The 21,469-nt window shown below is 63.7% G+C and carries 18 protein-coding genes; 10 read left to right on the forward strand and 8 right to left on the reverse strand.

Annotation, left to right across the window (positions count from 1 at the left end; genetic code table 11):
- Nucleotides 1-168 precede the first annotated feature (168 nt).
- Both DOM57_RS04870 and DOM57_RS04875 read left to right on the forward strand, forming a co-directional pair.
- On the forward strand, nt 169-1,770 hold the full coding sequence (locus DOM57_RS04870; RefSeq protein ID WP_239496117.1) for an ATP-binding protein: 1,602 nt from the start codon (nt 169-171) through the stop codon (nt 1,768-1,770).
- Between the two features lie 3 nt (nt 1,771-1,773).
- On the forward strand, nt 1,774-2,487 hold the full coding sequence (locus DOM57_RS04875; protein WP_110648094.1) for a response regulator: 714 nt from the start codon (nt 1,774-1,776) through the stop codon (nt 2,485-2,487).
- Nucleotides 2,488-2,511: 24 nt separating this feature from the next.
- Here the strand turns inward: DOM57_RS04875 and mnmC are convergent, their stop codons facing one another.
- The 3 genes from mnmC to DOM57_RS04890 form a co-directional block, all read right to left on the reverse strand.
- Nucleotides 2,512-4,506: a bifunctional tRNA (5-methylaminomethyl-2-thiouridine)(34)-methyltransferase MnmC2/FAD-dependent 5-carboxymethylaminomethyl-2-thiouridine(34) oxidoreductase MnmC1 gene (gene mnmC / locus DOM57_RS04880; protein WP_110648095.1), complete on the reverse strand. Its 1,995-nt coding sequence runs from the start codon at nt 4,504-4,506 to the stop codon at nt 2,512-2,514.
- 187 nt (nt 4,507-4,693) lie between these two features.
- Nucleotides 4,694-4,993, reverse strand: coding sequence for a YciI family protein (locus tag DOM57_RS04885; RefSeq protein WP_110648096.1), 300 nt, complete (start codon nt 4,991-4,993; stop codon nt 4,694-4,696).
- Complete coding sequence (locus DOM57_RS04890) at nt 4,993-5,544, reverse strand: septation protein A (protein WP_110648097.1); 552 nt, start codon at nt 5,542-5,544, stop codon at nt 4,993-4,995. Before DOM57_RS04890 ends, DOM57_RS04885 begins: the two co-directional genes overlap by 1 nt.
- A gap of 106 nt (nt 5,545-5,650) precedes the next feature.
- Between DOM57_RS04890 and DOM57_RS04895 the strand changes: the two genes are divergently transcribed.
- Nucleotides 5,651-6,571, forward strand: coding sequence for a PHP domain-containing protein (locus DOM57_RS04895; protein WP_110648098.1), 921 nt, complete (start codon nt 5,651-5,653; stop codon nt 6,569-6,571).
- 67 nt (nt 6,572-6,638) lie between these two features.
- Nucleotides 6,639-7,259, forward strand: coding sequence for an L-threonylcarbamoyladenylate synthase (locus DOM57_RS04900; RefSeq protein WP_110648099.1), 621 nt, complete (start codon nt 6,639-6,641; stop codon nt 7,257-7,259).
- Between the two features lie 42 nt (nt 7,260-7,301).
- Here DOM57_RS04900 and DOM57_RS04905 read toward each other — a convergent pair whose 3' ends face one another.
- The 3 genes from DOM57_RS04905 to DOM57_RS04915 form a co-directional block, all read right to left on the reverse strand.
- Nucleotides 7,302-8,906, reverse strand: a complete 1,605-nt coding sequence (locus tag DOM57_RS04905; protein ID WP_110648100.1) for a methyl-accepting chemotaxis protein — start codon at nt 8,904-8,906, stop codon at nt 7,302-7,304.
- A gap of 102 nt (nt 8,907-9,008) precedes the next feature.
- A complete protein-coding gene (locus DOM57_RS04910; RefSeq protein ID WP_110648101.1) occupies nt 9,009-9,905 on the reverse strand; it encodes an ion transporter in 897 nt (298 codons plus the stop codon).
- Between the two features lie 46 nt (nt 9,906-9,951).
- Nucleotides 9,952-10,806: a CYTH domain-containing protein gene (locus tag DOM57_RS04915; RefSeq protein WP_110648102.1), complete on the reverse strand. Its 855-nt coding sequence runs from the start codon at nt 10,804-10,806 to the stop codon at nt 9,952-9,954.
- Between the two features lie 129 nt (nt 10,807-10,935).
- Here DOM57_RS04915 and DOM57_RS04920 point away from each other — a divergent pair, with 129 nt between their 5' ends.
- The 6 genes from DOM57_RS04920 (at nt 10,936) to glrR (ending at nt 18,897) form a co-directional block, all read left to right on the forward strand.
- Entirely contained in the window at nt 10,936-11,616 is a 681-nt protein-coding gene (locus tag DOM57_RS04920; protein WP_110648103.1) for a TIGR00153 family protein, read from the forward strand.
- A gap of 60 nt (nt 11,617-11,676) precedes the next feature.
- Nucleotides 11,677-12,945 carry an inorganic phosphate transporter gene (locus DOM57_RS04925; protein WP_110648104.1) on the forward strand — a complete coding sequence of 423 codons (1,269 nt, stop codon included), beginning with the start codon at nt 11,677-11,679 and terminating at the stop codon, nt 12,943-12,945.
- A 100-nt stretch (nt 12,946-13,045) separates the two neighbouring features.
- Nucleotides 13,046-14,356: an amino-acid N-acetyltransferase gene (gene argA, locus DOM57_RS04930; protein ID WP_110648105.1), complete on the forward strand. Its 1,311-nt coding sequence runs from the start codon at nt 13,046-13,048 to the stop codon at nt 14,354-14,356.
- 960 nt (nt 14,357-15,316) lie between these two features.
- Nucleotides 15,317-16,831 carry a HAMP domain-containing sensor histidine kinase gene (locus DOM57_RS04935; RefSeq protein WP_110648106.1) on the forward strand — a complete coding sequence of 505 codons (1,515 nt, stop codon included), beginning with the start codon at nt 15,317-15,319 and terminating at the stop codon, nt 16,829-16,831.
- Nucleotides 16,816-17,364, forward strand: a complete 549-nt coding sequence (locus DOM57_RS04940; RefSeq protein ID WP_110648187.1) for a hypothetical protein — start codon at nt 16,816-16,818, stop codon at nt 17,362-17,364. Before DOM57_RS04935 ends, DOM57_RS04940 begins: the two co-directional genes overlap by 16 nt.
- 153 nt (nt 17,365-17,517) lie before the next feature.
- Nucleotides 17,518-18,897 (forward strand): two-component system response regulator GlrR, encoded by a 1,380-nt coding sequence (glrR, locus tag DOM57_RS04945; RefSeq protein ID WP_110648188.1) that lies wholly within the window; start codon nt 17,518-17,520, stop codon nt 18,895-18,897.
- A 130-nt stretch (nt 18,898-19,027) separates the two neighbouring features.
- Here glrR and DOM57_RS04950 read toward each other — a convergent pair whose 3' ends face one another.
- Both DOM57_RS04950 and xseA read right to left on the reverse strand, forming a co-directional pair.
- Complete coding sequence (locus tag DOM57_RS04950) at nt 19,028-19,879, reverse strand: hypothetical protein (protein ID WP_110648107.1); 852 nt, start codon at nt 19,877-19,879, stop codon at nt 19,028-19,030.
- Nucleotides 19,880-19,986: 107 nt separating this feature from the next.
- Nucleotides 19,987-21,378, reverse strand: a complete 1,392-nt coding sequence (gene xseA, locus DOM57_RS04955) for an exodeoxyribonuclease VII large subunit (RefSeq protein ID WP_110648108.1) — start codon at nt 21,376-21,378, stop codon at nt 19,987-19,989.
- Nucleotides 21,379-21,469: the final 91 nt, after the last annotated feature.

The following is a 21,469-nucleotide window of genomic DNA, read 5'->3' on the forward strand; positions in this document are numbered from 1 at the left end:
GAAGTTATTTAAGCCTTTATAAAATATTGAAAGGCATCGTTCATCGAAGAGCACACAGATGGCAGAGAGGGTATACAACGTTGGTCTAAGATTGCTGGCGCCCCGGATCTCGATACATGGGCGTATCGAGGCGCGTATGCTGCGACGACACATTTTCAGGAACCGCTAGTGAAACGATTGCGATTGAGTGCGCAGATATTCTTGCTCGTCGCCAGCATGATCGTGCTGACGCTCGGGATGGCGTTTCTGCTGTTCAATTATCAACTCAGGGATAACCTGGAACGTGCCCAGGGCGAACGGGTCATGGGCCTCGCCGAGGTGCTCGCCGACCGCAGCGACATTCGTCAGGCGCTCGCGGCGCGTCCCATCGTTCACGATGCGGGCTCCGCGCTGCGCCTGCATGTCGAGGCACTGCGCGAGCGCCTCGGCGTCGATTTCATTACCGTGATGGATCGCGATCACCTGCGCCTGACTCACCCCAAGCCCGCGGAGGTCGGTCGCCACTTCCGCGGCGGCGACGAGGATCCGGCACTCGAGGGCGAATCCTACGTGTCGCGCTCGGAAGGTACGCTCGGTATCAGCATTCGCGGTTTTGCGCCGGTGCTCGACGCCGACGGCCGGGTGATCGGCGCGGTGGCCACCGGCGTGACCTTGAGCCGGGTCGGGCTGCTGCTGGCCGAAAATCGTCAGGTGGTGATGCTGGGGATCGCGCTGCTGATGCTGGTGGGCGGCCTCGGCGCCTGGTGGTTGGCGCGCTATATCAAACGCATTCTGCTGGGGTTCGAACCGCATCAGATCTCGCAATGGGTGCAGGAACGCCAAGCGCTGCTGGCGTCACTCCACGAAGGCGTGCTGGCGGTCGGTGGCGACGGCAGGATCACTCTGATCAACCCGGCGGCGCGCGAACTACTGGGCCCCGGGCCTGCGGGCAACGATGCGGAAGTGCCGGAGACGGCGCTCAGGACGCTGTTCGATGATCGGGCGGCGGCGCTCAACCGGCGCCTCACGCTCAACGGTCGGGCACTGATCGTCAACCGGGTGCCGATACGCGATCGTCACGATGCCGGCGGCAGCGTCGTCACGCTGCGCGATCGCAGCGAGGTCAACCGGCTCGCCGAGGAGCTGACCGGTGTCAGTCGGTATGCCCAGGCACTGCGGGCCTCGACGCATGAATTCAAGAACCGGCTGCACGTCATCCTGGGCCTCGTGCAACTCCGGGATCTCGGCCGGCTCGAGCGCTATCTGCGTGAACTCGACGATACTCTGATCGCGCCGGCGGCGGCGCGTGTCTCCGGGGTCAAGGATCCGGTGCTGGCCGGCTTCCTGCTGGCCAAGGGGAGCGAGGCCCGCGAGCGTCGGATCGAACTCGACATCGAACTGGAGAGCGACATCCCGACGGCGGCGGAAGAGGAGACCTGCCATCTGCTGGTGACGATCATCGGCAACCTGCTGGAAAACGCCTTCGAGGCCGTCGCCGGCCGTGACGATCGCCGGGTGACGCTGACGCTGAGCCTCGATGCCGGCGCGCTGTCGCTGCACGTGGCCGACAGCGGCGTGGGCATGAGCGAGACGGGCAAGGCGCGCGCCCTCGAACAGGGCGTCTCGACCAAGGGCGAGGGGCGCGGCTATGGCCTGGCGATGGTGCAGTCCCATGTCGAGTCCCGTGGCGGGCTGCTGACGATCTATTCGACACCGGGGCGTGGCACCCTGGTCGAGGTGACATTACCCTATGCCGTGGCCGTGACCCCGGTGACCGATGGAGTGATATGACGCATGCGTGTACTGGTGGTGGAAGACGACCCGATGGTGATGCGCCTCAACGTCGAGTTTCTCAATCGCATCGACGGCGTCAGTCTGGTCGCCCAGTGCGAGGATCTGCCGACGGCGCGCGACATTCTGGCCAGCGAGCCGGTCGATCTGCTGCTGCTGGACGTCTACCTGCGCGAGTACAACGGCTTGTCGCTGGTGCGTGAGTTGCGCCGACAGGCCCAGGGTGTGCAGATCGTCTTGATCACCGCCGCTTCCGAGATGGAAACCGTGCGCGAGGCCAAGCATCTCGGGGTCAGCGACTATCTGGTCAAACCGTTCGAGTTCCAGCGTTTTCAAAAGGCGCTGCATCACTGCCTGGAAACCCACCAGCGTCTGGCGGGTCTGCCGGCACGGGCGCATCAGCGTGACGTCGACGCCCTGTTCCGGCGCGATGTCGGCGCCCCGGCGTCACTGCGTCCGGGTGACCTTCCCAAGGGGCTCACCGCCAATTCGCTGGCCCAGGTCGCGCGCGCGGCGATTGCTCATTGCGATGGCGTCTTCACCACCGAGGCGTTGAGCGAGGACACCGGCATGTCGCGAGTGTCGGTTCGCAAGTATCTCAAGCACCTGGTCGATCGGGGCGTGCTCGAGGAATCCTTCCACTATGGCCAGATCGGCCGGCCTTCCTTCACTTATCGCTGTCTGGACGCAAAGGCATTGTCGCGCCTGGGCGCGTGATACCGGTTCGCAGCGTGGCCGGTATCAGTTGCCCTTGATCAGGTCGGCAATGATGCGTCGACCGGGATGCAGATGATCCACCAGTTCACGTTCGAGCGGCAGCGGATCATCGTGAATGCGCGAGGCGATCAGTTCGGCGCACAGGGGGGCGCTGACCATGCCGCGGGAACCGTGGGCGGCGCTGACCCAGAGCCCCGGATAGTGACTGCCGGGCGTGTGAAAGCGGCGCCGGGCGTCCTTGGCGAGCTCCGCATAGTCTCGCCGCCACTGAGTCGCATCCGGTAACGGACCGGCATAGGGGGTCTTGTCGGGGCTGGCGGCGCGCACGCTGGCGCGGCCCCGAAGCATGCCGGGCGTTATCTCGCCGAGACTTGCCATGAGCGACGGCGCCGTACGTGCCAACTCGTCGAGATTGCGTCGATGGTCGGCCTCGCTCACCTCGGCGTTGGTGTCGTTGGGCGAGAAGGTGGCGCCGAAGGTCAGCTCGCCACCACGCGGCGGCAGCACATAGCCCTCGGCGCACAGCACCTTGGATAACGCCACCCTGGCTGGGTCGGGGCATGAAAGGGTCGATATCTGGCCGCGAATCGATTGCAGCGGCAGCCCGTCGAGCCAGTCGCGACTGGCGTAACCGGTAGCGAAGACGACCTGATCCACGGCCAGCGTCGTGCCTGCCTGCTGGAGTTGCCAGCCGGTCTCGGTTTCCCGCAGCGATCGCAGCTCCGCCTGGCGGAACTCGATGCCCGGTTGCGACGCCAGACAACGACACAGCGCCACCGGATCGACCCAGCCGGCCTGGGGATAAAGCAGCGCGTCGGAGTCGATCTCGATGCCGGCCGCCCGAGAGGCGCCATATCGGTCGCAGCCAGAAACGACGGCTTCCGGCAGGGCGTGGTTGGCGAGGAACTGCTGCTGACGCCGCCGTTCCCGGTCATTGCCGGCCAACTGCAACAAGCCGCTGTCCGACCACCAGCGACGCCCGGGGTCGAGTCGGGCCAGCCAGCGCTGGGTATAGAGGAGCGCCGCCAGGTAGAAGCGGCTCTGCAGGTTGGCCTCGGCGGCCAGTTTGACGTAGAGCGCCGCTTGCGGATTTCCAGAAGCGCCGGCGGCAATGCCGGCGCGGTCGACCAGGATGATCTCGCTGCCGCGCCGTGTCAGGGCCTCGGCGACGCTGGCGCCGGCGATGCCCGCGCCGATCACCGCGACGCGCTCGGCGCGGCGCGGCGGCGGTGGCGTGAACCAGGGCGTGGCGGCGCGTGCCACGGGCCGTTCACGCGCTTGCCATTCGCCGCATAGCATCTCTCGCTTGCGACCGAAGCCGGGCACCTTGCGCCAGGCGAAACCGACGGCGGCCAGGCCACGCTTGACCGGCCCGGCACAGGTGAAGGTGGCGAAGGTCGTGCCGGGGCGGCTGGCCGCGGCGAGCGCCTCGAACAGCGGCGGTTGCCACATGTCCGGATTCTTGGCCGGGGCGAAGCCATCCAGGAACCAGGCATCCACGCTGCCATCGAGTCGCGCCAGGCAGGCGGCGGCATCGCCGAAGTGCAGATCCAGCGTGACCCGCTCAGCCAGTTGCAGACGATGCACGCCGGGCACCGCCGCTGGCCATTGCTCGATCAGGGCCTGCGCGCGCTCGGCCAGATCCGGCCAGCCGGCCCACACGCGAGCCAGCGAGTCCCGGGTCAGCGGATGTTTCTCGACCGAGATCAGATGCAGTCGGGCACCCGCGGGCGCAACGCGATCGAAGCACTCCCAGGCGCAAAGCATGTTGAGGCCGGTGCCGAATCCCGTCTCGCCGATCACGAAGGCGCGTGACGCCCGCCAGTTGGCCAGTCGCTCGGGCAACTCGTTGTGCTGCAGGAAGACGAAGCGGGTCTCCTCGCGACCATCATGACGCGAGAAGTAGACGTCATCGTAGCGTCTCGAAAAGGGGGCTTCGTGCTGTCCCGTATCGAGATGCCAATCGAGCTCGGCGGGCTCGATGCGCTGCCGGAAAGGATTCGAGTGTTCGTCGCTCATGCGCTTCTTCACCTCCTCGTCGGCCAGGTTCCTGACCGACTCTCCAAGAGGTGTTCATAAAATGATCAGTTGGCGCCAACGGGCGAGGCAATAGCGGATGAGCAAGACGTCCGCGGGATTTTAACAATGTTATCCACAGTCAGTGTGCAAAACCGGCCGCGCACCCACTGTGGATAACAACGCCGAATCAGGGCAATACGCGCTTGAACGGCTTGACCTTGACCTCGGCGTAAACCCCGGCGGCAACGTAAGGATCCGCGTCCGCCCACTGCTGAGCCGCCTCCAGTGACTCGAACTCGGCCACCACCACGCTGCCGCTGAAACCGGCCTCGCCCGGATCGTTGCTGTCGATCGCTGGCGTCGGGCCGGCCAGCACCAGGCGTCCCTCGTCGCGCAGCGCTTCCAGTCGCTTGAGATGATCCGGGCGCGCCTGCATGCGCTTTTCCAGACTGTTGTCGATGTCTTCACTGATGATGGCGTAGAGCATCAGGGACCTTCCTCCGATTGTGAACGGGACAGATGGCGCGCCAGGAACAGGGCCTGTCCGAAGACGAACAGCAGTGTCAGTCCCAGCATGCCGAACAACTTGAAATCGACCCAGGTGGCTTCGTCATAGTGCTTGAACACGTAGACGTTGAGTGCCGCCATGGCCAGGAAGAACAGCACCCAGGCGAGATTGAGCCGTCGCCAGGTGGCGGCCGGCAGCGTCACGGCCTTGCCCATCATGCGCTGCGCCAGCGTCTGGCCGCCGAACAGCGGCGACAACAAGAAAGCCACGCCGAACAAGGCATTGATCACGGTCGGTTTCCACTGAATGAAGGCCGGGTCGTGAAAGACCACCGTGGCGGTTGCCGAGACGATGACGATGATCGAGGTGATCAGCAGCATTTTCTCGACCCGCCGCTGGCGCCACCAGACGATCCCCAACTGTGCCAGGGTGGCGGGTATCAGCACCAGTGTCGCAGTGATGATGTCGCCACTGAAGTGATAGACGGCGAAGAAGATCGCGATGGGAAGAAAATCGAACAGCAGTTTCATGCACGCAAGACCTCTGGCGGGCGGTGGGGGCGCAATTGACCCGGCTCTCCGCGCCCCTCACCATAAGCGCTCTATTCTGACAAAGACGTCGTCCGGCGTCATGCCTATGTCCATTGCCAACGTCGATCTTCCTGTCCCGGGCTCTGCGCTGCCCGATGCGCTCGACCGTTCGCGCGGTATCGACCTTCACCTGCATTCGAACGCTTCCGATGGCGTGCTCGCGCCCGGCGATCTGGTCGATCTATGCCACGCTCGTGGATTGACCCATCTGGCGTTGACCGATCACGACACCCTCGAGGGTGTCGCCGAGGCGCGTCGCCGCTGTGAGCGCCACGGTATCCGGCTGTTGTCGGCCTCCGAGCTGTCGTGCCAATGGCGGGGGATCGCCATCCATGTCGTCGCCCTGTTGCCCCGGGGGGCGTCGCCGGCCTTCGAGGCGAAACTCGAGGTCCTGGCAGAAGCTCGTCGGACTCGAGCGCGGGAAATTGCCCACCGCCTGGAGAAGATCGGTCTCGACGATGGCCTCGCCCGGGCGCGCCGCGAGGCCGGTAGTGAGCGCCCACTGGGGCGGCCCGATTTTGCCGCGGCGCTGGTCACGGCCGGGCTGGTGCCGGACCGCAAGACCGCATTCAAGCGTTATCTGGGGGCCGGCAAGCGCGGTGACGTCAAGACCCACTGGCCGCTGATGGAGAGCGTGGTCGGCTGGATTCGTGACGCCGGTGGCGTGGCGGTGATTGCCCATCCGCTGCGCTACGGCATGACTCGGCGCAAGCGCGACTTGCTGTTCTCGGCATTCATCAAAGCCGGTGGCGAGGCGGCGGAGTTGGTCAGTGGTTACCAGAATCCGGACGCGACCTTCGATCTGGCCCGTCAGTTGGACTTTCACGGCCTTTACGGCTCGCTCGGCAGCGACTTTCACTATCCCGGCGGCGCGCTGGCGCCGGGGACGATCAGCCCGCCGCCGCGCTCCCACGTCAAGCCGATCTGGCGTCACCCGGCACTGCACGCCTTTGCCAGTGGCGCGTGAAGGCTGGCAGCGAATGACGCGGCATCTGTTACGCTTGCTGCGACGGTCTTTTTCAGGAGGGGACGAGATGACCCAATTCTTCCAGATCCATCCGCAGAACCCGCAGAAACGCCTGATCGATCAGGCCATTGGCATCCTGCGCCAGGGAGGAGTGATCGCTTACCCTACCGATTCCGGCTATGCGCTGGGTTGTTGTCTCGGCGAGAAGAAGGCGATCGAGAAGATCAAGTGGCTGCGCCAGCTCGACGATCGCCACAACTTCACTCTGGTCTGTTCGGATCTTTCGGAGATCGGTACCTACGCCAAGGTCGACAACAGTGTCTTCCGTCTGCTCAAGTCGCACACGCCCGGGCCCTACACCTTCATTCTCAACGCCACCAGCGAAGTGCCACGCCTGCTGCTGCATCCCAAGCGCCGTTCGATCGGCGTGCGCGTGCCCGACCACAAGATCACCCTCGCGCTGCTGGGTGCGCTGGGCGAGCCACTGATGAGCGTGACGCTGATTCCAGTCGGGGAAGAGCTGCCGATGACCGATGCCGAAGAGATTCGCGATCGTTACGGCGCCCATCTGCAACTGATCATCGACGGTGGTGCCTGCCATCTCGAACCGACCACGGTGGTCGATCTGCGCGAGATTCCGCCGATGGTAGTGCGCGAAGGGCGCGGCGATACCACGCCGTTTCGCTGAAAGGCTTTTACAACGCTGGCGCTTCGGGCACAACGCTGACGCTTACGCGGGCAGCGCTAGCGGAGCATTGCCGTCGGTGGCCGCTTCCTCGCCCACGCTCTCGTTCTCGCTCTCTTGCCCGGTGCTCAGGCGGAAGGCGGCCGCGCGATCCCGCTGCTGTCGGGCGCGGGAGTCGAGACCCCGGGTCGCCTGGAAGGTGTGTTCGGCCAGCGCGACGTTGCGTTGGGTGACGCCGTCGATGGCGACGATCGCCTGGTCGATCTGATGAATGCCGTCACGCTGCTGCTGGCAGGCGAGGGTAATGCTGTCGAGCAGTTCGCTCAGCTGCTCGCTGGAACGTACGGCGGTAGCCAGCGTCTGGCCGGCCTGGGCCAGCACGCCGGCGCCCTGGCGTACCTGCTGGTGAGTCCCTTCGATCTGCTCGCGGATGGTCCGCGCGGCCTCGGCCGAGCGCGCGGACAGACTGCGGACTTCCTCGGCCACGACGGCGAAGCCACGCCCCTGGGTGCCGGCCCGCGCCGCTTCCACCGAGGCGTTGAGTGCCAGCAGGTTGGTCTGGAATGCCAGCGAATCGATCATCGCGATGACTTCCAGCGAGGCTTGCGAACGGGATTGCGCTTCTTCCATTTCGGCAATCGCCGATGCCAGCTGTTCGCCGCTATGGTCGATCTGGCGCCGGTTCTCCGAGGCGAGCTGTCGACCCTGCTCGGCATGATCCGCGGTGTGAGACACCGTCGCGGTGATCTCTTCCATACTGGCCGAGGTCTGCTGCAACGCCTGCGCCTGGTCCTGGCTCTGAGTGTTGAGCGCCTGGCTGGCCTCGGTCAATTGGGCGGCATCCCGGCGTAGCGCGTCGCTCTCCTGCTGGAGCTGCTCGACCAGCGCATACAACGCTTCGTGCATGGCGTTGACGCCCGCCTTGAGCCGGCGCATCTCGCTGACGCCGTTGACTGGCAACTGGGCACTGAGATCGCCGTCGGCGATTCGTGCCAGATGCCGGCGGACATCGTTGAGCGGGCCGAGCAGATGGCGCCTGAGCATGATGAAGGTCGCGGCGATCGCGACGATGGCCAGCAACAGTGCCAGTAACAGGCCTATCTCCAGGGAATGCATGTTGCGTGCCATGTCGTCGGCGCCATTGGTGGCGCTGATATTGGCGCGCTGGGTCAGCTCGTCCAGGGCGTCGTTCAGTGTGGCGGTGAGTTCGCTGGCATGCTGGGCGCTTTCCTGGTAGCCCTGGACGTCCCAAGCCTTGAGGGTTGCGAAGCCGGGGAGAATGCCATCGTTCATCAGCGCCTCGAAGCTGGCATTCAGGTTGTCTTCACCGGCGGGCAGGGTGGCAAATTTGTCTTGCGCCTTTTTGAAGGTTGTTTCCGCCTGAGCCCAGGACTGCTTGGCGGACTTGACGCGCAGACGGTTGTAATCGGTCTGATAGCTGTTGAGCAGGGAGCGGGTTTCCATCAGGTCGGCATAGACCGCTCGTGCGGTACCGAGTCGTTCCACATTCAGTATATAGAGCGTGTCGAACGTCTGTTTCGCCTGCTTCATCGCCACATAGCTGCCGCCGCCGATCAGCGAGAGCATCAGCGCGAAGAGAATCAGCATGGCGATCAAGCCGCTGCGAAGGGTAAAGCGTGGAAATGGCATGACGAACACTCCGATGGATACGCACGGTCTGGCATGACCGGAGAGTGTGTCGTCTTCATGTCACAGCAAGATGACAAAACGTTACACGGCGCCGGCGCTATCTCAGCTCGGTCTTGCGTCACCTTCTGGCGCGTCGTCCGGTGCTTTTTCTTCAGGCGGTGCCTTCGGGTCGGGCGTCTCTTCGTCGAGCCAGGTGCCGCAGAGTCGGCAGTACTTGGCGTCGCGCTCATGGCCTTCGTGTCCACAGCCGGGGCAGGCTTCGTCGGAGTAGCGCTCTTGGTGGATCGAGCGGATCACTTCGGCGGAAAAGACCCCGGTCGGTACGGCGATGATCGAATAGCCCAGGATCATCATGAAGGCCGAGATGAACTGGCCGAGCGGTGTCACCGGGGCGATGTCGCCATAGCCGACGGTGGTCAGCGTGACGATGGCCCAGTACATCGAGCGCGGCATGCTGGTAAATCCAGCCTCCGGCGGTTCGATCAAATAGATGAGGGCGCCGAAGACGGTGATGATCAGCAATACCGTCAGCAGAAACAGCAGGATCTTGCGCTGGCTGCGCTTGAGCGCCTGGACCAGCATTTGGCCCTCGCCGACGAATTCCATCAATCGCAGGACCCGGAACACCCGCAGCACGCGCAGCACCCGCAATACCAGCAGCGACTGGGCGCCGGGCAGCAGCAGGCTCAACCAGGTCGGCATGATGGCGAGCAGGTCGAGGATGCCGTAGAAGCTGCGCAGATAGCGCAGCGGACGATCCAGGCAATATAGGCGAAGTGCCAACTCCAGGGTGAAGACGAGCGTAAACATCCACTCCACAACGTAGAAAAGCTCACCGTAGCGTTCATGCAGTCGGGGAACGCTGTCCAGAAAGACCACGCCGACGCTGAGCACAATGAGCGTGATCAGAACGATGTCGAACGTCTTTGCCGGGCGTGTATCGGATTCGAAGATGATCTGGAAAACCCGCTTGCGCAATGAAGGTGAGTCGGATTGCATGAACGAAGGCGCCTATCCTTGAGGTTGTGCGTGGTTCCGAGGGTAATCAGCCGGCCCGCTGCAGTGTCGACCAGGCCCGGGCGTCCCAGGGAATCCGGCCTTCGCGAAGCGTCGCCAGCAGGCGCTGGCCGGCATCCCGCAGGCTGGGCGAAGTGGCCATCAGATGTTCGAGGCGGCTCATGGCCGCTCGATGCCAGGCGTCATCCTGGCTGTCCTGCCACTGGTCGACGGCATCGATGACATCGTCGAGGGCGATCGTCGGTGGCGGCTCGGGATGCGGCCAGCCACGGCGAAGCGCGTTGGCCCTGCTCGCCTTGCTGTGGTTGGCCGGGCGGGCTGGCAGCGGAGGCTGGCCGCCACAGAGGCGCTCGGCCAAATCCCAGAGCGCCTCGGGATGACCCGATTTCAGTTCCAGCTCCAGTTCGCAAATGGGCAGCCTTGCCGCCCCGGCGCGAATCTCGCCCTGGTCGAGGGCAATCTCGATATCGACTTCGCCCTTCCGGAAACGCCACAGGCGGCGTTCGAAATCGGTGGCGAAAACCGGACGCAGGCGCTCGAGATCCAGCGCTTCCAGGGCTGGATGATGCAGCGCGCGCAGCCCATTCAGGTCGAGTCCGGCGGCACTGCGTTCGGTGTCGTCGATCGACCACTCCCATTCGCCGCGACTCGACAATCCTCCGTGGCTTTGCGCCGCGCTTTTCAGGGTCTGCAATCGTCGCTCTCCCATGCGCCGCACCCGCAGCGCCACGCGGGCCGATTCCAGCGCACCCTCGAGTGTATCGTAGTAGAGATTGCCGAGCGTGATCGACCGTGTGTCCAGGCCACTGAGCAGTGGATGCGCAAGCAGGCGTTGGGGCCCTTCGGAGGAAAGCATCAATTTGAGTTCGATTTCGTCGCTCATGCAGGTTCCCGCCGATGATCAATCGCGAAAATGGAGACAAGTGGCCGCCATGAACATGAATTTTTCATGACGCATCCGGGCGCAGTCATTATACTGGCGCCGCCACTTCCAACGCATCCAGGCCTCGTTATGGTGAGTACCAATCCGTTCTCGGCGCTGTTTGGACGTTCGCCGTTCCAGCCGTTGCTGGCCCACATCGTCAAGACCAGCGAATGCGCCAGCCAGCTGCTGCCGTTCTTCGATGCTGCTCTCGGCGGCGATTGGGAGGAAGCCCGGCGTCACCGAGAAGCGATCACCCAGCTCGAGCACGAAGCCGACGAGCTCAAGACCCAGCTTCGCCTCAATCTGCCCAATACCATGTTCCTGCCGGTGTCGCGCTCCGATCTGCTGGAGTTGATCAGCGTACAGGACAAGATCGCCAACAAGGCGCGCGACATTACCGGGATCATGCTTGGGCGCAACATGAACATCCCCGAGTCGCTGGCCGAACCGATGCGCGACTACCTGCGCACCGCCGTGGCCACGGTAGAACAGGCGCGCAAGGCGCTCGAAGAGCTCGAGGACCTGCTCGAATCCGGCTTCGGCCGCAATGTCTCCGACGTGATGCAGGAATTGATCCGCGAACTACACGAACTCGAGCATCAGGCCGACGATCAGCAGATCGCGATCCGGCGGCAGTTGTTCCAGCTCGAGGACGAACTGCCGCCGGTCGATGTGATCTTCCTCTACAAGATCATCGAATGGATCGGCGAGCTCTCCGACCGCGCCGAGCGCGTGGGCAGTCGCCTGCAAATTCTAACGGCCCGCTGAATACAGCGGGTCTTCGTTTTCCCAGTCTCTTCGTCACGCCACTCATAGCGAATTCAGCCTATGTCCATCATTGCGCAATACGGTGATGTCTTCATCATCCTCGCCTGTGTCTTTGGATTCTTCATGGCCTGGGGGGTCGGTGCCAACGACGTCGCCAATGCCATGGGTACCTCGGTGGGGTCCAAGGCGATCACCATCAAGCAGGCAATCCTCATCGCGGTGGTCTTCGAATTCCTCGGCGCCTGGCTGGCCGGCGGTCAGGTAACCGAGACCATACGCAAGGGAATCATCGATCCCCGGCTGCTCGAAAGCGATCCGCAGTTGCTGATCTACGGCATGCTGGCATCGCTGCTGGCGGCCGGATCGTGGCTGATGATCGCATCGTTGAAAGGCTGGCCGGTTTCGACCACTCACTCGATCGTCGGCGCCATCGTCGGTTTCGCCGTTGCCGGGCTGGGCGTGCAATCGGTCGACTGGGGCTCGGTGGGGACGATTGCGCTGAGCTGGGTGACATCGCCGCTGATTGCCGGGGTGATCGCCTACGTGCTGTTCCGTTCGGTTCAGGTGCTGATCTTCGACAACCCCGACCCGTTCGCCGCCGCCAAGCGTTACGTGCCCGGCTATATCTTTCTGGTCGGCTTCATCGTCTCGATGGTAACCCTGGTCAAAGGGCTTTCCCACGTTGGCCTGGATCTGAATTTCGGCGAGAGTCTGCTGTTGGCCGTGGCGTTCGGGGTGGTCATCATGATGCTGGGACTGCTGCTCGAAAACCGTATCAATCGCGGCGCCCGGCGCTCGCGCAGCAACTACGACTTCTCCAGCGTCGAGCGCATCTTCGGCGTGCTGATGATGTTTACCGCCTGTGCCATGGCGTTCGCCCACGGCTCCAACGACGTAGCCAACGCGGTCGGCCCGCTGGCCGCAGTCATCAGCGTGGTCGAGAGCGCCGGCAACGTGGGCGGCTCGTCGACCATGCCATGGTGGGTACTGGTGCTGGGCGGCGGCGGTATCGTCGTCGGCCTGGTGAGCTATGGTCACAAGGTCATCGCCACGGTGGGCTCCGGCATCACCGAATTGACCCCGAGCCGTGGTTTCGCGGCGACGCTTTCCGCGGCCTCGACCGTGGTTCTCGCCTCCGGTACCGGGTTGCCGGTTTCCACCACCCATACCCTGGTCGGCGCCGTGTTGGGCGTGGGGCTGGCTCGCGGCATGGCGGCGCTCAATCTGCGCGTACTCGGTTCGATCGTGCTTTCTTGGCTGATCACGTTGCCGGCCGGGGCGCTGCTGTCGATCATGTTCTTCTTCATGTTCAAGGGCATGTTCGGCTGATCGCCGATGCGCGGGCGTCCATGCCCGCCGCAGAAAACGCTCTGGTATAGTTAAGGCTCGATCGTTTCAAGCCTTGCCCACCTGCCGGAGCGTCACTTCCTTGGACTCGCGCTTTCCCTTCGTCGACTGGTTCCGTAATTCGTCGCCCTATATCAACGCCCATCGCGGCAAGACCTTCGTCATTCTGATCGAAGGCGAGGCGATGGCGTCGTCACGCTGGGATCAACTGCTGCAGGATCTCGCGCTGCTGCATACCCTGGGCGTACGGCTGGTGCTGGTCTATGGCATCCGCCCCCAGGTCAACCAGGCGCTCGAGGCCGCCGGTGTCACGCCCTACCGGGTCGAGGGGCGTTGGGTCGCCGACCGCCGGATCATGGAGCATGTCGAGCGTATCGCCGCGCGCCAGCGTCTCGATCTCGAAGCGCAACTGTCGCTGGGCCTGCCCAACACGCCGCTGCATGGCGTCGAGTTGACTGCCGTTTCCGGCAACCTGGTCACGGCGAAGCCGCTCGGCGTGCGCGAGGGGATCGATTTCGATCACGCTGGCGAGGTCCGCCGCGTGCGCAGTCAGGCGATCGAGAGTTTGCTGGCCGATGGCAACCTGGTGATCTTGCCGCCGCTGGGCTATTCGCGCACCGGCGAAGTCTTCGACCTCGATGCCTCCGAGATCGCCCAGCACGTGGCGATCGCGCTCAAGGCGGACAAGCTGATCCTACTCGGCGAATCGGCCGGGCTGCATGACGACAGCGGGCAGTTGCAGCGCCAATTGACACCGGGCGAGGCCGAGATGTTGCGTCAGCAGGCGGCACCGGGCAGCGAACTCTCGCGCCATCTGGGCGCCGCCTGCGAAGCGGCACGGCACGGCGTCGGCCGTACCCATCTGCTCTCCTGGCGGGATCACGATGCGCTGCTCGGGGAGCTATTCACCCGCGACGGCGTGGGCACCATGATCACGCAGAATCGCTACGAACAACTGCGTCAGGCCGTGCTCGACGACGTCGGCGGTCTGCTGGCGCTGCTCAAGCCGCTGGAGGCCAGCGGCATGCTGGTGGCCCGAACCCGCGAGCGGCTGGAGCACGAGATCGACGATTATGTCGTCATCGACCGCGACGGCATGGTGATCGGCTGCGCGGCACTGCACCGTCATCCGGACGCCGGCATGGGCGAACTGGCCTGTCTCGCCGTGCATACCGACTACCGCCGCGGCGCCCGCGGCGAAACCCTGTTGGCGGAAATCGAACGTCGGGCGCGTCGATCCGGCCTGACGCAATTGTTCGCGTTGACCACGCACACCACGCACTGGTTCTTCGAGCGCGGGTTCTCGCTGGCGTCGCTGGAGGCGCTGCCCGAGGTCAAGCGCGAGACTTACAACCAGGCCCGGCGCTCCAAGGTGTTGTTGAAGTCGCTATAAAGCGACACCTGGAAAGCGGGGTTTTATGCCGGGGCGTCTCCAAATGGAGACAATATAACTTGATGATAAATAAGCAAATTTACGGTTCTCGCCGAAATGTGCTGTCAAATGGCGACGTATTTCGGCCAATTTTCCCTCTCCTAGTCGATCCCTCTCGACCCTGGCCAGAAAGCATTCGCCGGCAATGAGTTCAAGCTATTGATTTTTAAAAATAAAACCAATGTTGGCACGGCTTTGGCACTAGTATTTACCGAGAGCGACGAGATGACATCTTGAATGTTGTTTCGGCGAATCTTGCTCAGGGGCCTCGACAACCCTGTGCAGGGTCCTAGCAAGGTTCGATAGTGTCTGCTCCATGCGATGTGTGACTTAGGTTGCGATGAGACGGGTGCGGCCTTCGGGCAGGGAGATGCACCATTCGGGCAAGGATGCCCCGGCAAGGATGCCTTCCCCCTCGCGAGAGGGGACCCATTCACGATCGGCCGCCTGGTTTTGAAAGCTAGGCGACCGCTCAGGAATCGAAGCAGGCGGTTCGCCGCCACGGAAGCCGACAGCCCCTGAATGGCTTATGTCGCCTCTCCGGCTTCGGGGGCCTTCGGGCCCGCAGGAACGCTTTCGAACAGCTGATTCAGGCAGTTTTTCAAGAGCGTTCTTTTGACCCTTCAGTTCCCTGCGTACCTTGGGCCGGCTCTGCCGGCCCTCTTTTTTGGTCGCTGCTTCGACAGGCTTCGAGCCGGCGAAGCGATGCTCTGGCCGGCACCATGACGAATTTCGGGAATAGGGCTTCGAGCGATGCTGGTACGCGGCGATAACGGGTCAAAAACGGGAACGATAAACAGCGGCAGCTCTACCCAGGCGGCGCGGCAAGTACTCCAAAGCCCCGCATTGGCGTTCAATAAAAATGTTATCCTTGCGAAACGATCCATGACACGAATGGGCCTCCTGCATAGAGCCACTCTTATGACCACTGAGCTCTCCCGACGCTGGCGTCCGCGCTCGCTGATGCAACTGGTGCTATTGGCGTTTCTCGTCGTGATGCTGCCCATCGCCGTGCTGATGTTCCAGGCCGGCCAGGCGCTGTCCGAACTCTCGTCTCTGGCCGACCAGAGCGCCCGACAGGCGGTGGAGGAGACTCGCCGCGCGCGCATGCTGAGTTCACTGGCGCTACAGATGGAGCGCAGCGCGCGCCAGTATGCGGTGATCGAAGAGGAGGGCCTGCGCGATATCTACAATCAGAAGGCGCAACAGTTCGGCGAGCTGTTGGCGCAGCACGAGCCGTTGATGCATGACAATCCCGATTTCCAGTCGCTGGTCGAGCGCTACCGGCAACTCAAGGTGCTGCCCGAGATGCCGGTTGCCAACATGGATGCCTTCCTGCAACGCTTTTCCGGTTTCGGGGCGGAATCCGACGCCGTGCGCGATGACACCAACCAGCTGATCGACGATCGTATCGCGCGCATTCGCGAGCAGGCCAACGCGGTCAAGACGCGTCTATGGATGCAGACCGCTGCGCTGGTTTCCGCCAGCCTGATGCTGATGCTGTTCTTTACCTGGCTGATCACGCGGCCGATCCGCCAGCTGGAGCGACGCATCTTCGGCTTGGGCAGCGGCGATCAGGCGGAAACGACGAAGCGCATTCAAGGCCCGGCGGAGCTGGTGCAGTTGGGCGATCGACTCAACTGGCTGGCCAATCGCCTGTCCGAACTCGAAGCGCAGAAACAGCAGTTCCTGCGTCACATGTCGCATGAATTGAAGACGCCGCTGGCAAGCATCCGCGAGGGCACCTCCTTGCTTTCCGACGGCGTGGCGGGCGAGCTCAACGAGCGCCAGGACGAGATAGTCCAGCTGATCGACGAGAACGGTCAGGAATTGCAGACCCTGATCGAGCAGTTGCTCGACTACAATCTGCTGCAGAACAGCCAGCGCATGAAAGTCTCGCGATTCGACGTTGCCACGGTGATCCAGGAGGTTCTCGCCAAGCACCGGCTGGCCTTGGACAACAAGGGAATGCAGGTCTCGAGCCCTCACCATCCGCTGGAATGGCAGGCGGACCGCGAGCGTACGGCCCGAATCCTGGACAACCTGATCTCCAACGCCATCGCCTACGGCGAGGATGGCGGCAGGCTGACGATACGCCTCGATCATCAGCGCGATTGGCTGGCGCTCGAGGTGGCCAACAGCGGCGAGCCGATCGCCAGCGTCGACCGCGAGCACCTGTTCGAAGCCTTCTATCAGGGTAGTACGAAACGCAAGGGGCCGCTAAAGGGATCGGGAGTCGGGCTGTCGGTGGCGGCGGACTGCGCGCGGCTGCAGCACGGCCAGCTGGCCCTGGTCGACGATGCCGAACTGCCGGTCTGTTTCCGGCTCACGCTGCCCTGGGCTGCACGCGGCTCCGATCGTGGTAACGACGCCAGCACAGCGGAAAAGGTGGTACTGGCCGACGACGCAAGGAAGGAAACATGGTCACTAAAGTGAAGAGCGCGCTGGCGTTCGCCGTCGTCATGACGCTGGCGGGTTGCCAGTCGCTGTCCGGTGGGGCATCGACGCCCCACGGCTGCGGCGACGTGCCGACATTCGCCGACAACGTCTGCTTGCTCGACTCCTGGGTTGCCTTCGGCCTTGAGGCGCAGCGCGGCGACGCTGCCTGGCGCCAGCAGGTCCTGTCCGAAATCGGCGCCAGCCGGGCCGAGCAGAAGGCGGCACGGGCGGTCGTGCTCTCCTGGGATGGCCCGAGTGAGTGGCGGCAGGCCTCGAATCTCTACAAGGCGACGATTTCCACGGCCCCGGCGCGTTTGCAGCCATTGCTGCAACAGTGGCTGAACGGCCTGGAGGAGCGGCGAGAACTCTACGCCCAGCAGGGAGCGGGCGGTAGCCGACAGGGAGGAAACAACGATGATACGCAGGCGCTGAAACGCGAAAACCGGAAGCTGAAGCAGCAGCTCGAGGAGATGTCGGACAAGCTCGATGCCTTGACCGATATCGAGCGAACCATTAATTCACGCGACTGAGCCATCCGTGCGGCGTCAAGGAGTGGCGGCGTACCGACGCGTCACATTGATCGTGGCAAGCCATCATCCGGTGGCGAACGAGAGATGGCAGGAGGTGTCCATTCCATGTCATTGAATACCGAAGTTTCCAAACGGCCGGTGAGAACGCCCGCCATGCAGCCGGGAAAGAGCGCGAACACGGCGCACATCCTGTTGGTGGATGACGACAAGAGCCTGCTCAAGCTGCTGGGCATACGCCTGGAGAGCCGGGGGTTTCGCGTCACCACCGCCGAGAGCGGTCGTGAAGCCCTTGGCCACATCGAGGAAGATACGCCGGACCTGGTACTCTCCGACCTGCGAATGGACGAGATGGATGGCCTGGCGCTGTTCCATGAGCTGCAGCGCCGCATGCCCGGCATGCCGGTGATCATTCTCACGGCGCACGGCTCGATTCCGGATGCCGTCAGCGCTACGCGACAGGGTGTATTCAGCTTCCTGACCAAGCCGGTCGATCGCGATGAGCTGTTCGAGGCGATCGACGAGGCACTCAAGCAGACGCCGACCACGAGAGGCGAGGGCGGTGAAGCCTGGCGCTCGCAGATCATCACCCGCAGCCCGCAGATGGAGCGCATTCTCGAGCAGGCCTACATGGTCGCCGCCTCCGATGTGAGCGTGTTGCTGACCGGCCCCAGCGGTAGCGGCAAGGAGCTGTTGGCCAACGCCATGCACCAGGCCAGTCCGCGGGCCGACAAGCCGTTCGTGGCGATCAACTGCGGGGCATTGCCGGAACAGTTGCTGGAGAGCGAGCTGTTCGGCCATGCCCGTGGCGCCTTCACCGGCGCGGTCAGCCAGCACGAAGGCCTGTTCCTGGCCGCCAACGGCGGCACGCTGTTCCTGGACGAGATCGGCGACATGCCGCTGACGCTGCAGGTCAAACTGCTGCGTGCGCTGCAGGAGCGCCAGATCCGCCCGCTCGGTAGCACCAAGTCGGTACCGATCGACGTGCGCATCATCTCGGCTACCCATCGCGACCTCGACCGCGCCATGCACGAAGGCGATTTCCGCGAGGATCTCTACTACCGCCTCAACGTGGTCAATCTCAAGCTGCCGCCGCTGCGCGAGCGCGCCGAGGACATTCCGCTGCTGGCCAAGCACATGGTGGCGCAGGTCGCCGCTCGGCATAAGCCGTTCGTCAAAGGCTTCTCGCCGGAAGCACTCAACCTGCTCGCTTCCAGCGCCTGGCCCGGCAACGTGCGCCAACTGGTCAACGTGGTCGAGCAGTGCGTGGCGCTGACCAGCACGCCGATGATTCCCGAAGCGCTGGTCTCCCAGGCGCTGGCCGCCGAGGAGAATGCGCTGCCTTCGTTCAGCGAGGCGCGTGCTAGCTTCGAGCGCAGCTATCTGATCAAGGTACTCAAGATCACCGAAGGCAACGTCACCCAGGCGGCGCGCATCGCCGGACGCAACCGTACCGACTTCTACAAGCTGCTGTCGCGCCACGATCTCGACCCCAGCAGCTTCAAGCCGAGCGCGGTGCCGGATCAGGAAATCTGAAGAGACAACACAGAGCGAAGAAGGAAGAGATAAGAAAGTACCAACGCCGTATACGAGAACGCCATCGTCGGCAAGCTGATCCGGCGGTGGCCAATCCGCAGCCGCTCTTCGCCAACGCGAGCCTGCTGACTCAGACCGAAATATCGATGTTGATGCCCTGAGCTGCCCCAATCTGCGGGGCGAAGAGTTGCAATCCGGCCACTGAGTAGGGCGCGTCGCTGGTTGACATGGCCAGTGTTCGGTCGAGTTTGGCGAGCTGTTTCTCAGCCTGGCGTAGAGCCTTCTTGCCATCTCGGTTCTCTTCGTCGAGAGCGCTCTTGAGCAGGGCGATCGCTTCTTTCAGGGATTTTCTGGCATCCCTGAGCAAGTCCAACAGTGCTTTATCGTCCGCTTCGGCAGTGGTCGCTGCTTGTTCCGGGACATGGGAATAGGCGACGCCGGAAGGAGGCTTCTCTTCACCCGCCTTCCCCGAACCCACCGGAGCGGGCGTCGTGCCGTCTGGCAGGCCGGTGGAAGCGGTCGTGGCACTGCCTGACATTAGGGAAGCTGCCACGCTCTTGGCAGATTGGGCACTCGCCAGTGCGGTGCCAATCTCTTGTGTCTTCGGAGCTGCGTTCAGGGCTGGCGCAGGCAGGGCCGTTGTCATGCCGCTGCCGCCCAGCCCCTTGGCGATGCGGTTAAATTCGCTGGCGATGCTCTTGAGTTCCTTGGCGATCGAGGCGAGTTGCTTGGATGAGGCGAACATCATCAACGACTTGAGCATCTCCAGACGTTGCTTGAGAAAACCGGCCTTGTTCATATCGACCTCGCGGGGCATTGCCTGGAGGCGCTGCAGGCCCTCTTGAAGTTCCTGGAAACGCTGGGCTACCGGGTCGGGCGTCGCTCCTTCGGTCTCGCCGCGCTGGACGACGGCAGACGCCTCGATGCGCTCCGAACTGTCCGTGCGTGGCGCAGAGTAGTAGGAATATGGGCCGATCTTCATGGGTATGCCTTCCTGGAAAGCTAGAACGACTCTATTTGAGAGCGTTATCGACAGCCCGACCGATTATTGAATGGTCATGCTCCGTATGGAGCCTTCGGAATACTGATTCAGCGCTTCAGCCGCCGCTTCACCTCCAGCTTCAGCCGCCCCTCGCCGAGACGGGCCGTCAGCGTCTGGCCGGGTTGGGTCTGGCTGGCGGCGCGCACGACCTGGCCGGCATCGTCTTGCAGGATCGAGTAGCCGCGACCGAGCACGGCGAGCGGGCTCACCGCATTCAGTTCGCGGGCGAAACCTTCCAGCCGCTGGCGTTCCTGACGCAGGCGGAGGCTTTGAGCCGCCTCCAGGCGCTGTCTGAGCTGGTCGATCCGTTCGCGGGAGTGACGCAGTGCGCGGCTCGGATCGTGCAGCGTGAAACGTCGTATGGTGGCGTCCAGATGCTGGCGTCCGCGCTGCAGGCGCTGACGCATTGCCAGTTGCAGCCGACGATCCAATGTCTGCAGGTGCCGGCGCTGTTGGGCCAGGCGCTCGCCGGGATGGCGCAGCCGCGCGCGCAGATGATCGAGGCGCTGGGACTCGGCATTGGCCCGGTGCTGCCAGGCGCGTGCCAGACGCTGGCGCTGCTGACGTAGCGTCGCTTCGAGATCGCGGCGGTTCGGCACCAGTCGCTCGGCGGCGGCGGAGGGCGTCGGCGCGCGTACGTCGGCGGCGAACTCGGCCAGGGTGACGTCGACCTCGTGACCGACAGCCGCCATCACCGGCAATTGGGAGTGGAAGATCGCCCGCACCAGATGCTCATCGTTGAACGCCCACAGATCTTCCAGGCTGCCGCCGCCGCGGGTGATCAGAACCGCATCGAACGGATCGCCGTCGAGTTCCTGGGCCTCGCTGCGGGCTTGGCGGTTGGTTCTCGCCTGACGATTAACTAAGGCCAGCGCGCGGATCAGCGCCGGCGGTGCCTCGCGGCCCTGCACCGGGACAGGAAACAGGCTCACCCGTACCATCGGCCAGCGCGCCTGCAGCACCGCCAGCACGTCGCGCACGGCGGCGCCGGTAGCGGAGGTGATCAGCGCCAGATGGCGTGGCGGATAGGGCAGCGCTCGCGCGTTGGCGAACATGCCCTCGGCCTGGAGCTGACGTTTCAGCCGCTCGTAGGCCGCCATCAGCTCGCCTTCACCACTCGGCTGCACCGCATCGACGATCAACTGGTAGTCGCCGCGGGGCTCGAAGATCGACACCCGCCCGCGCACCTTGATGCGATCGCCATCCTTCAATGGTGTTCGTGACAGGCCGGCACGGTTGCGGAAGAACGCGCAGCGCAGCTGGGCCTTGGCATCCTTCAGCGTGAAGTAGATGTGCCCGGAAGCGGGCCGCGCCAGCCCGGAAATCTCGCCCTCGACCCAGCAGTCGCCGAAGCCGCGCTCCAGCATCTGGCGGGCCTGGCGGTTGAGGTCGCTGACGGAGATCGCCTGTGGAGAAGGTCGTGACGTGAACGCGGACATGGACTTTCCGAGAACGATGACAAGTGCCGGGCAGCCTAACATGAAGCGACTCGCCGACGCTTGTTGGCACCCAAGAGCATTGAGCGTCATC

Origin of the sequence: Salinicola peritrichatus, assembly GCF_003206715.1 — a bacterium.
GTDB classification, from domain to species: Bacteria; Pseudomonadota; Gammaproteobacteria; order Pseudomonadales; family Halomonadaceae; genus Salinicola; species Salinicola peritrichatus.

What these genes read in the sequence shown, in the direction of transcription:
- DOM57_RS04875 (WP_110648094.1), top strand. Translation starts at nt 1,774, where the DNA reads ATGCGTGTACTGGTGGTGGAAGACGACCCGATGGTGATGCGCCTCAAC.
- mnmC (WP_110648095.1), bottom strand. Translation starts at nt 4,506, where the DNA reads ATGAGCGACGAACACTCGAATCCTTTCCGGCAGCGCATCGAGCCCGCC.
- DOM57_RS04885 (WP_110648096.1), bottom strand. Translation starts at nt 4,993, where the DNA reads ATGCTCTACGCCATCATCAGTGAAGACATCGACAACAGTCTGGAAAAG.
- DOM57_RS04890 (WP_110648097.1), bottom strand. Translation starts at nt 5,544, where the DNA reads ATGAAACTGCTGTTCGATTTTCTTCCCATCGCGATCTTCTTCGCCGTC.
- DOM57_RS04895 (WP_110648098.1), top strand. Translation starts at nt 5,651, where the DNA reads ATGTCCATTGCCAACGTCGATCTTCCTGTCCCGGGCTCTGCGCTGCCC.
- DOM57_RS04900 (WP_110648099.1), top strand. Translation starts at nt 6,639, where the DNA reads ATGACCCAATTCTTCCAGATCCATCCGCAGAACCCGCAGAAACGCCTG.
- DOM57_RS04905 (WP_110648100.1), bottom strand. Translation starts at nt 8,906, where the DNA reads ATGCCATTTCCACGCTTTACCCTTCGCAGCGGCTTGATCGCCATGCTG.
- DOM57_RS04910 (WP_110648101.1), bottom strand. Translation starts at nt 9,905, where the DNA reads ATGCAATCCGACTCACCTTCATTGCGCAAGCGGGTTTTCCAGATCATC.
- DOM57_RS04915 (WP_110648102.1), bottom strand. Translation starts at nt 10,806, where the DNA reads ATGAGCGACGAAATCGAACTCAAATTGATGCTTTCCTCCGAAGGGCCC.
- DOM57_RS04920 (WP_110648103.1), top strand. Translation starts at nt 10,936, where the DNA reads ATGGTGAGTACCAATCCGTTCTCGGCGCTGTTTGGACGTTCGCCGTTC.
- DOM57_RS04925 (WP_110648104.1), top strand. Translation starts at nt 11,677, where the DNA reads ATGTCCATCATTGCGCAATACGGTGATGTCTTCATCATCCTCGCCTGT.
- DOM57_RS04935 (WP_110648106.1), top strand. Translation starts at nt 15,317, where the DNA reads ATGACCACTGAGCTCTCCCGACGCTGGCGTCCGCGCTCGCTGATGCAA.
- DOM57_RS04940 (WP_110648187.1), top strand. Translation starts at nt 16,816, where the DNA reads ATGGTCACTAAAGTGAAGAGCGCGCTGGCGTTCGCCGTCGTCATGACG.
- glrR (WP_110648188.1), top strand. Translation starts at nt 17,518, where the DNA reads ATGCAGCCGGGAAAGAGCGCGAACACGGCGCACATCCTGTTGGTGGAT.
- DOM57_RS04950 (WP_110648107.1), bottom strand. Translation starts at nt 19,879, where the DNA reads ATGAAGATCGGCCCATATTCCTACTACTCTGCGCCACGCACGGACAGT.
- xseA (WP_110648108.1), bottom strand. Translation starts at nt 21,378, where the DNA reads ATGTCCGCGTTCACGTCACGACCTTCTCCACAGGCGATCTCCGTCAGC.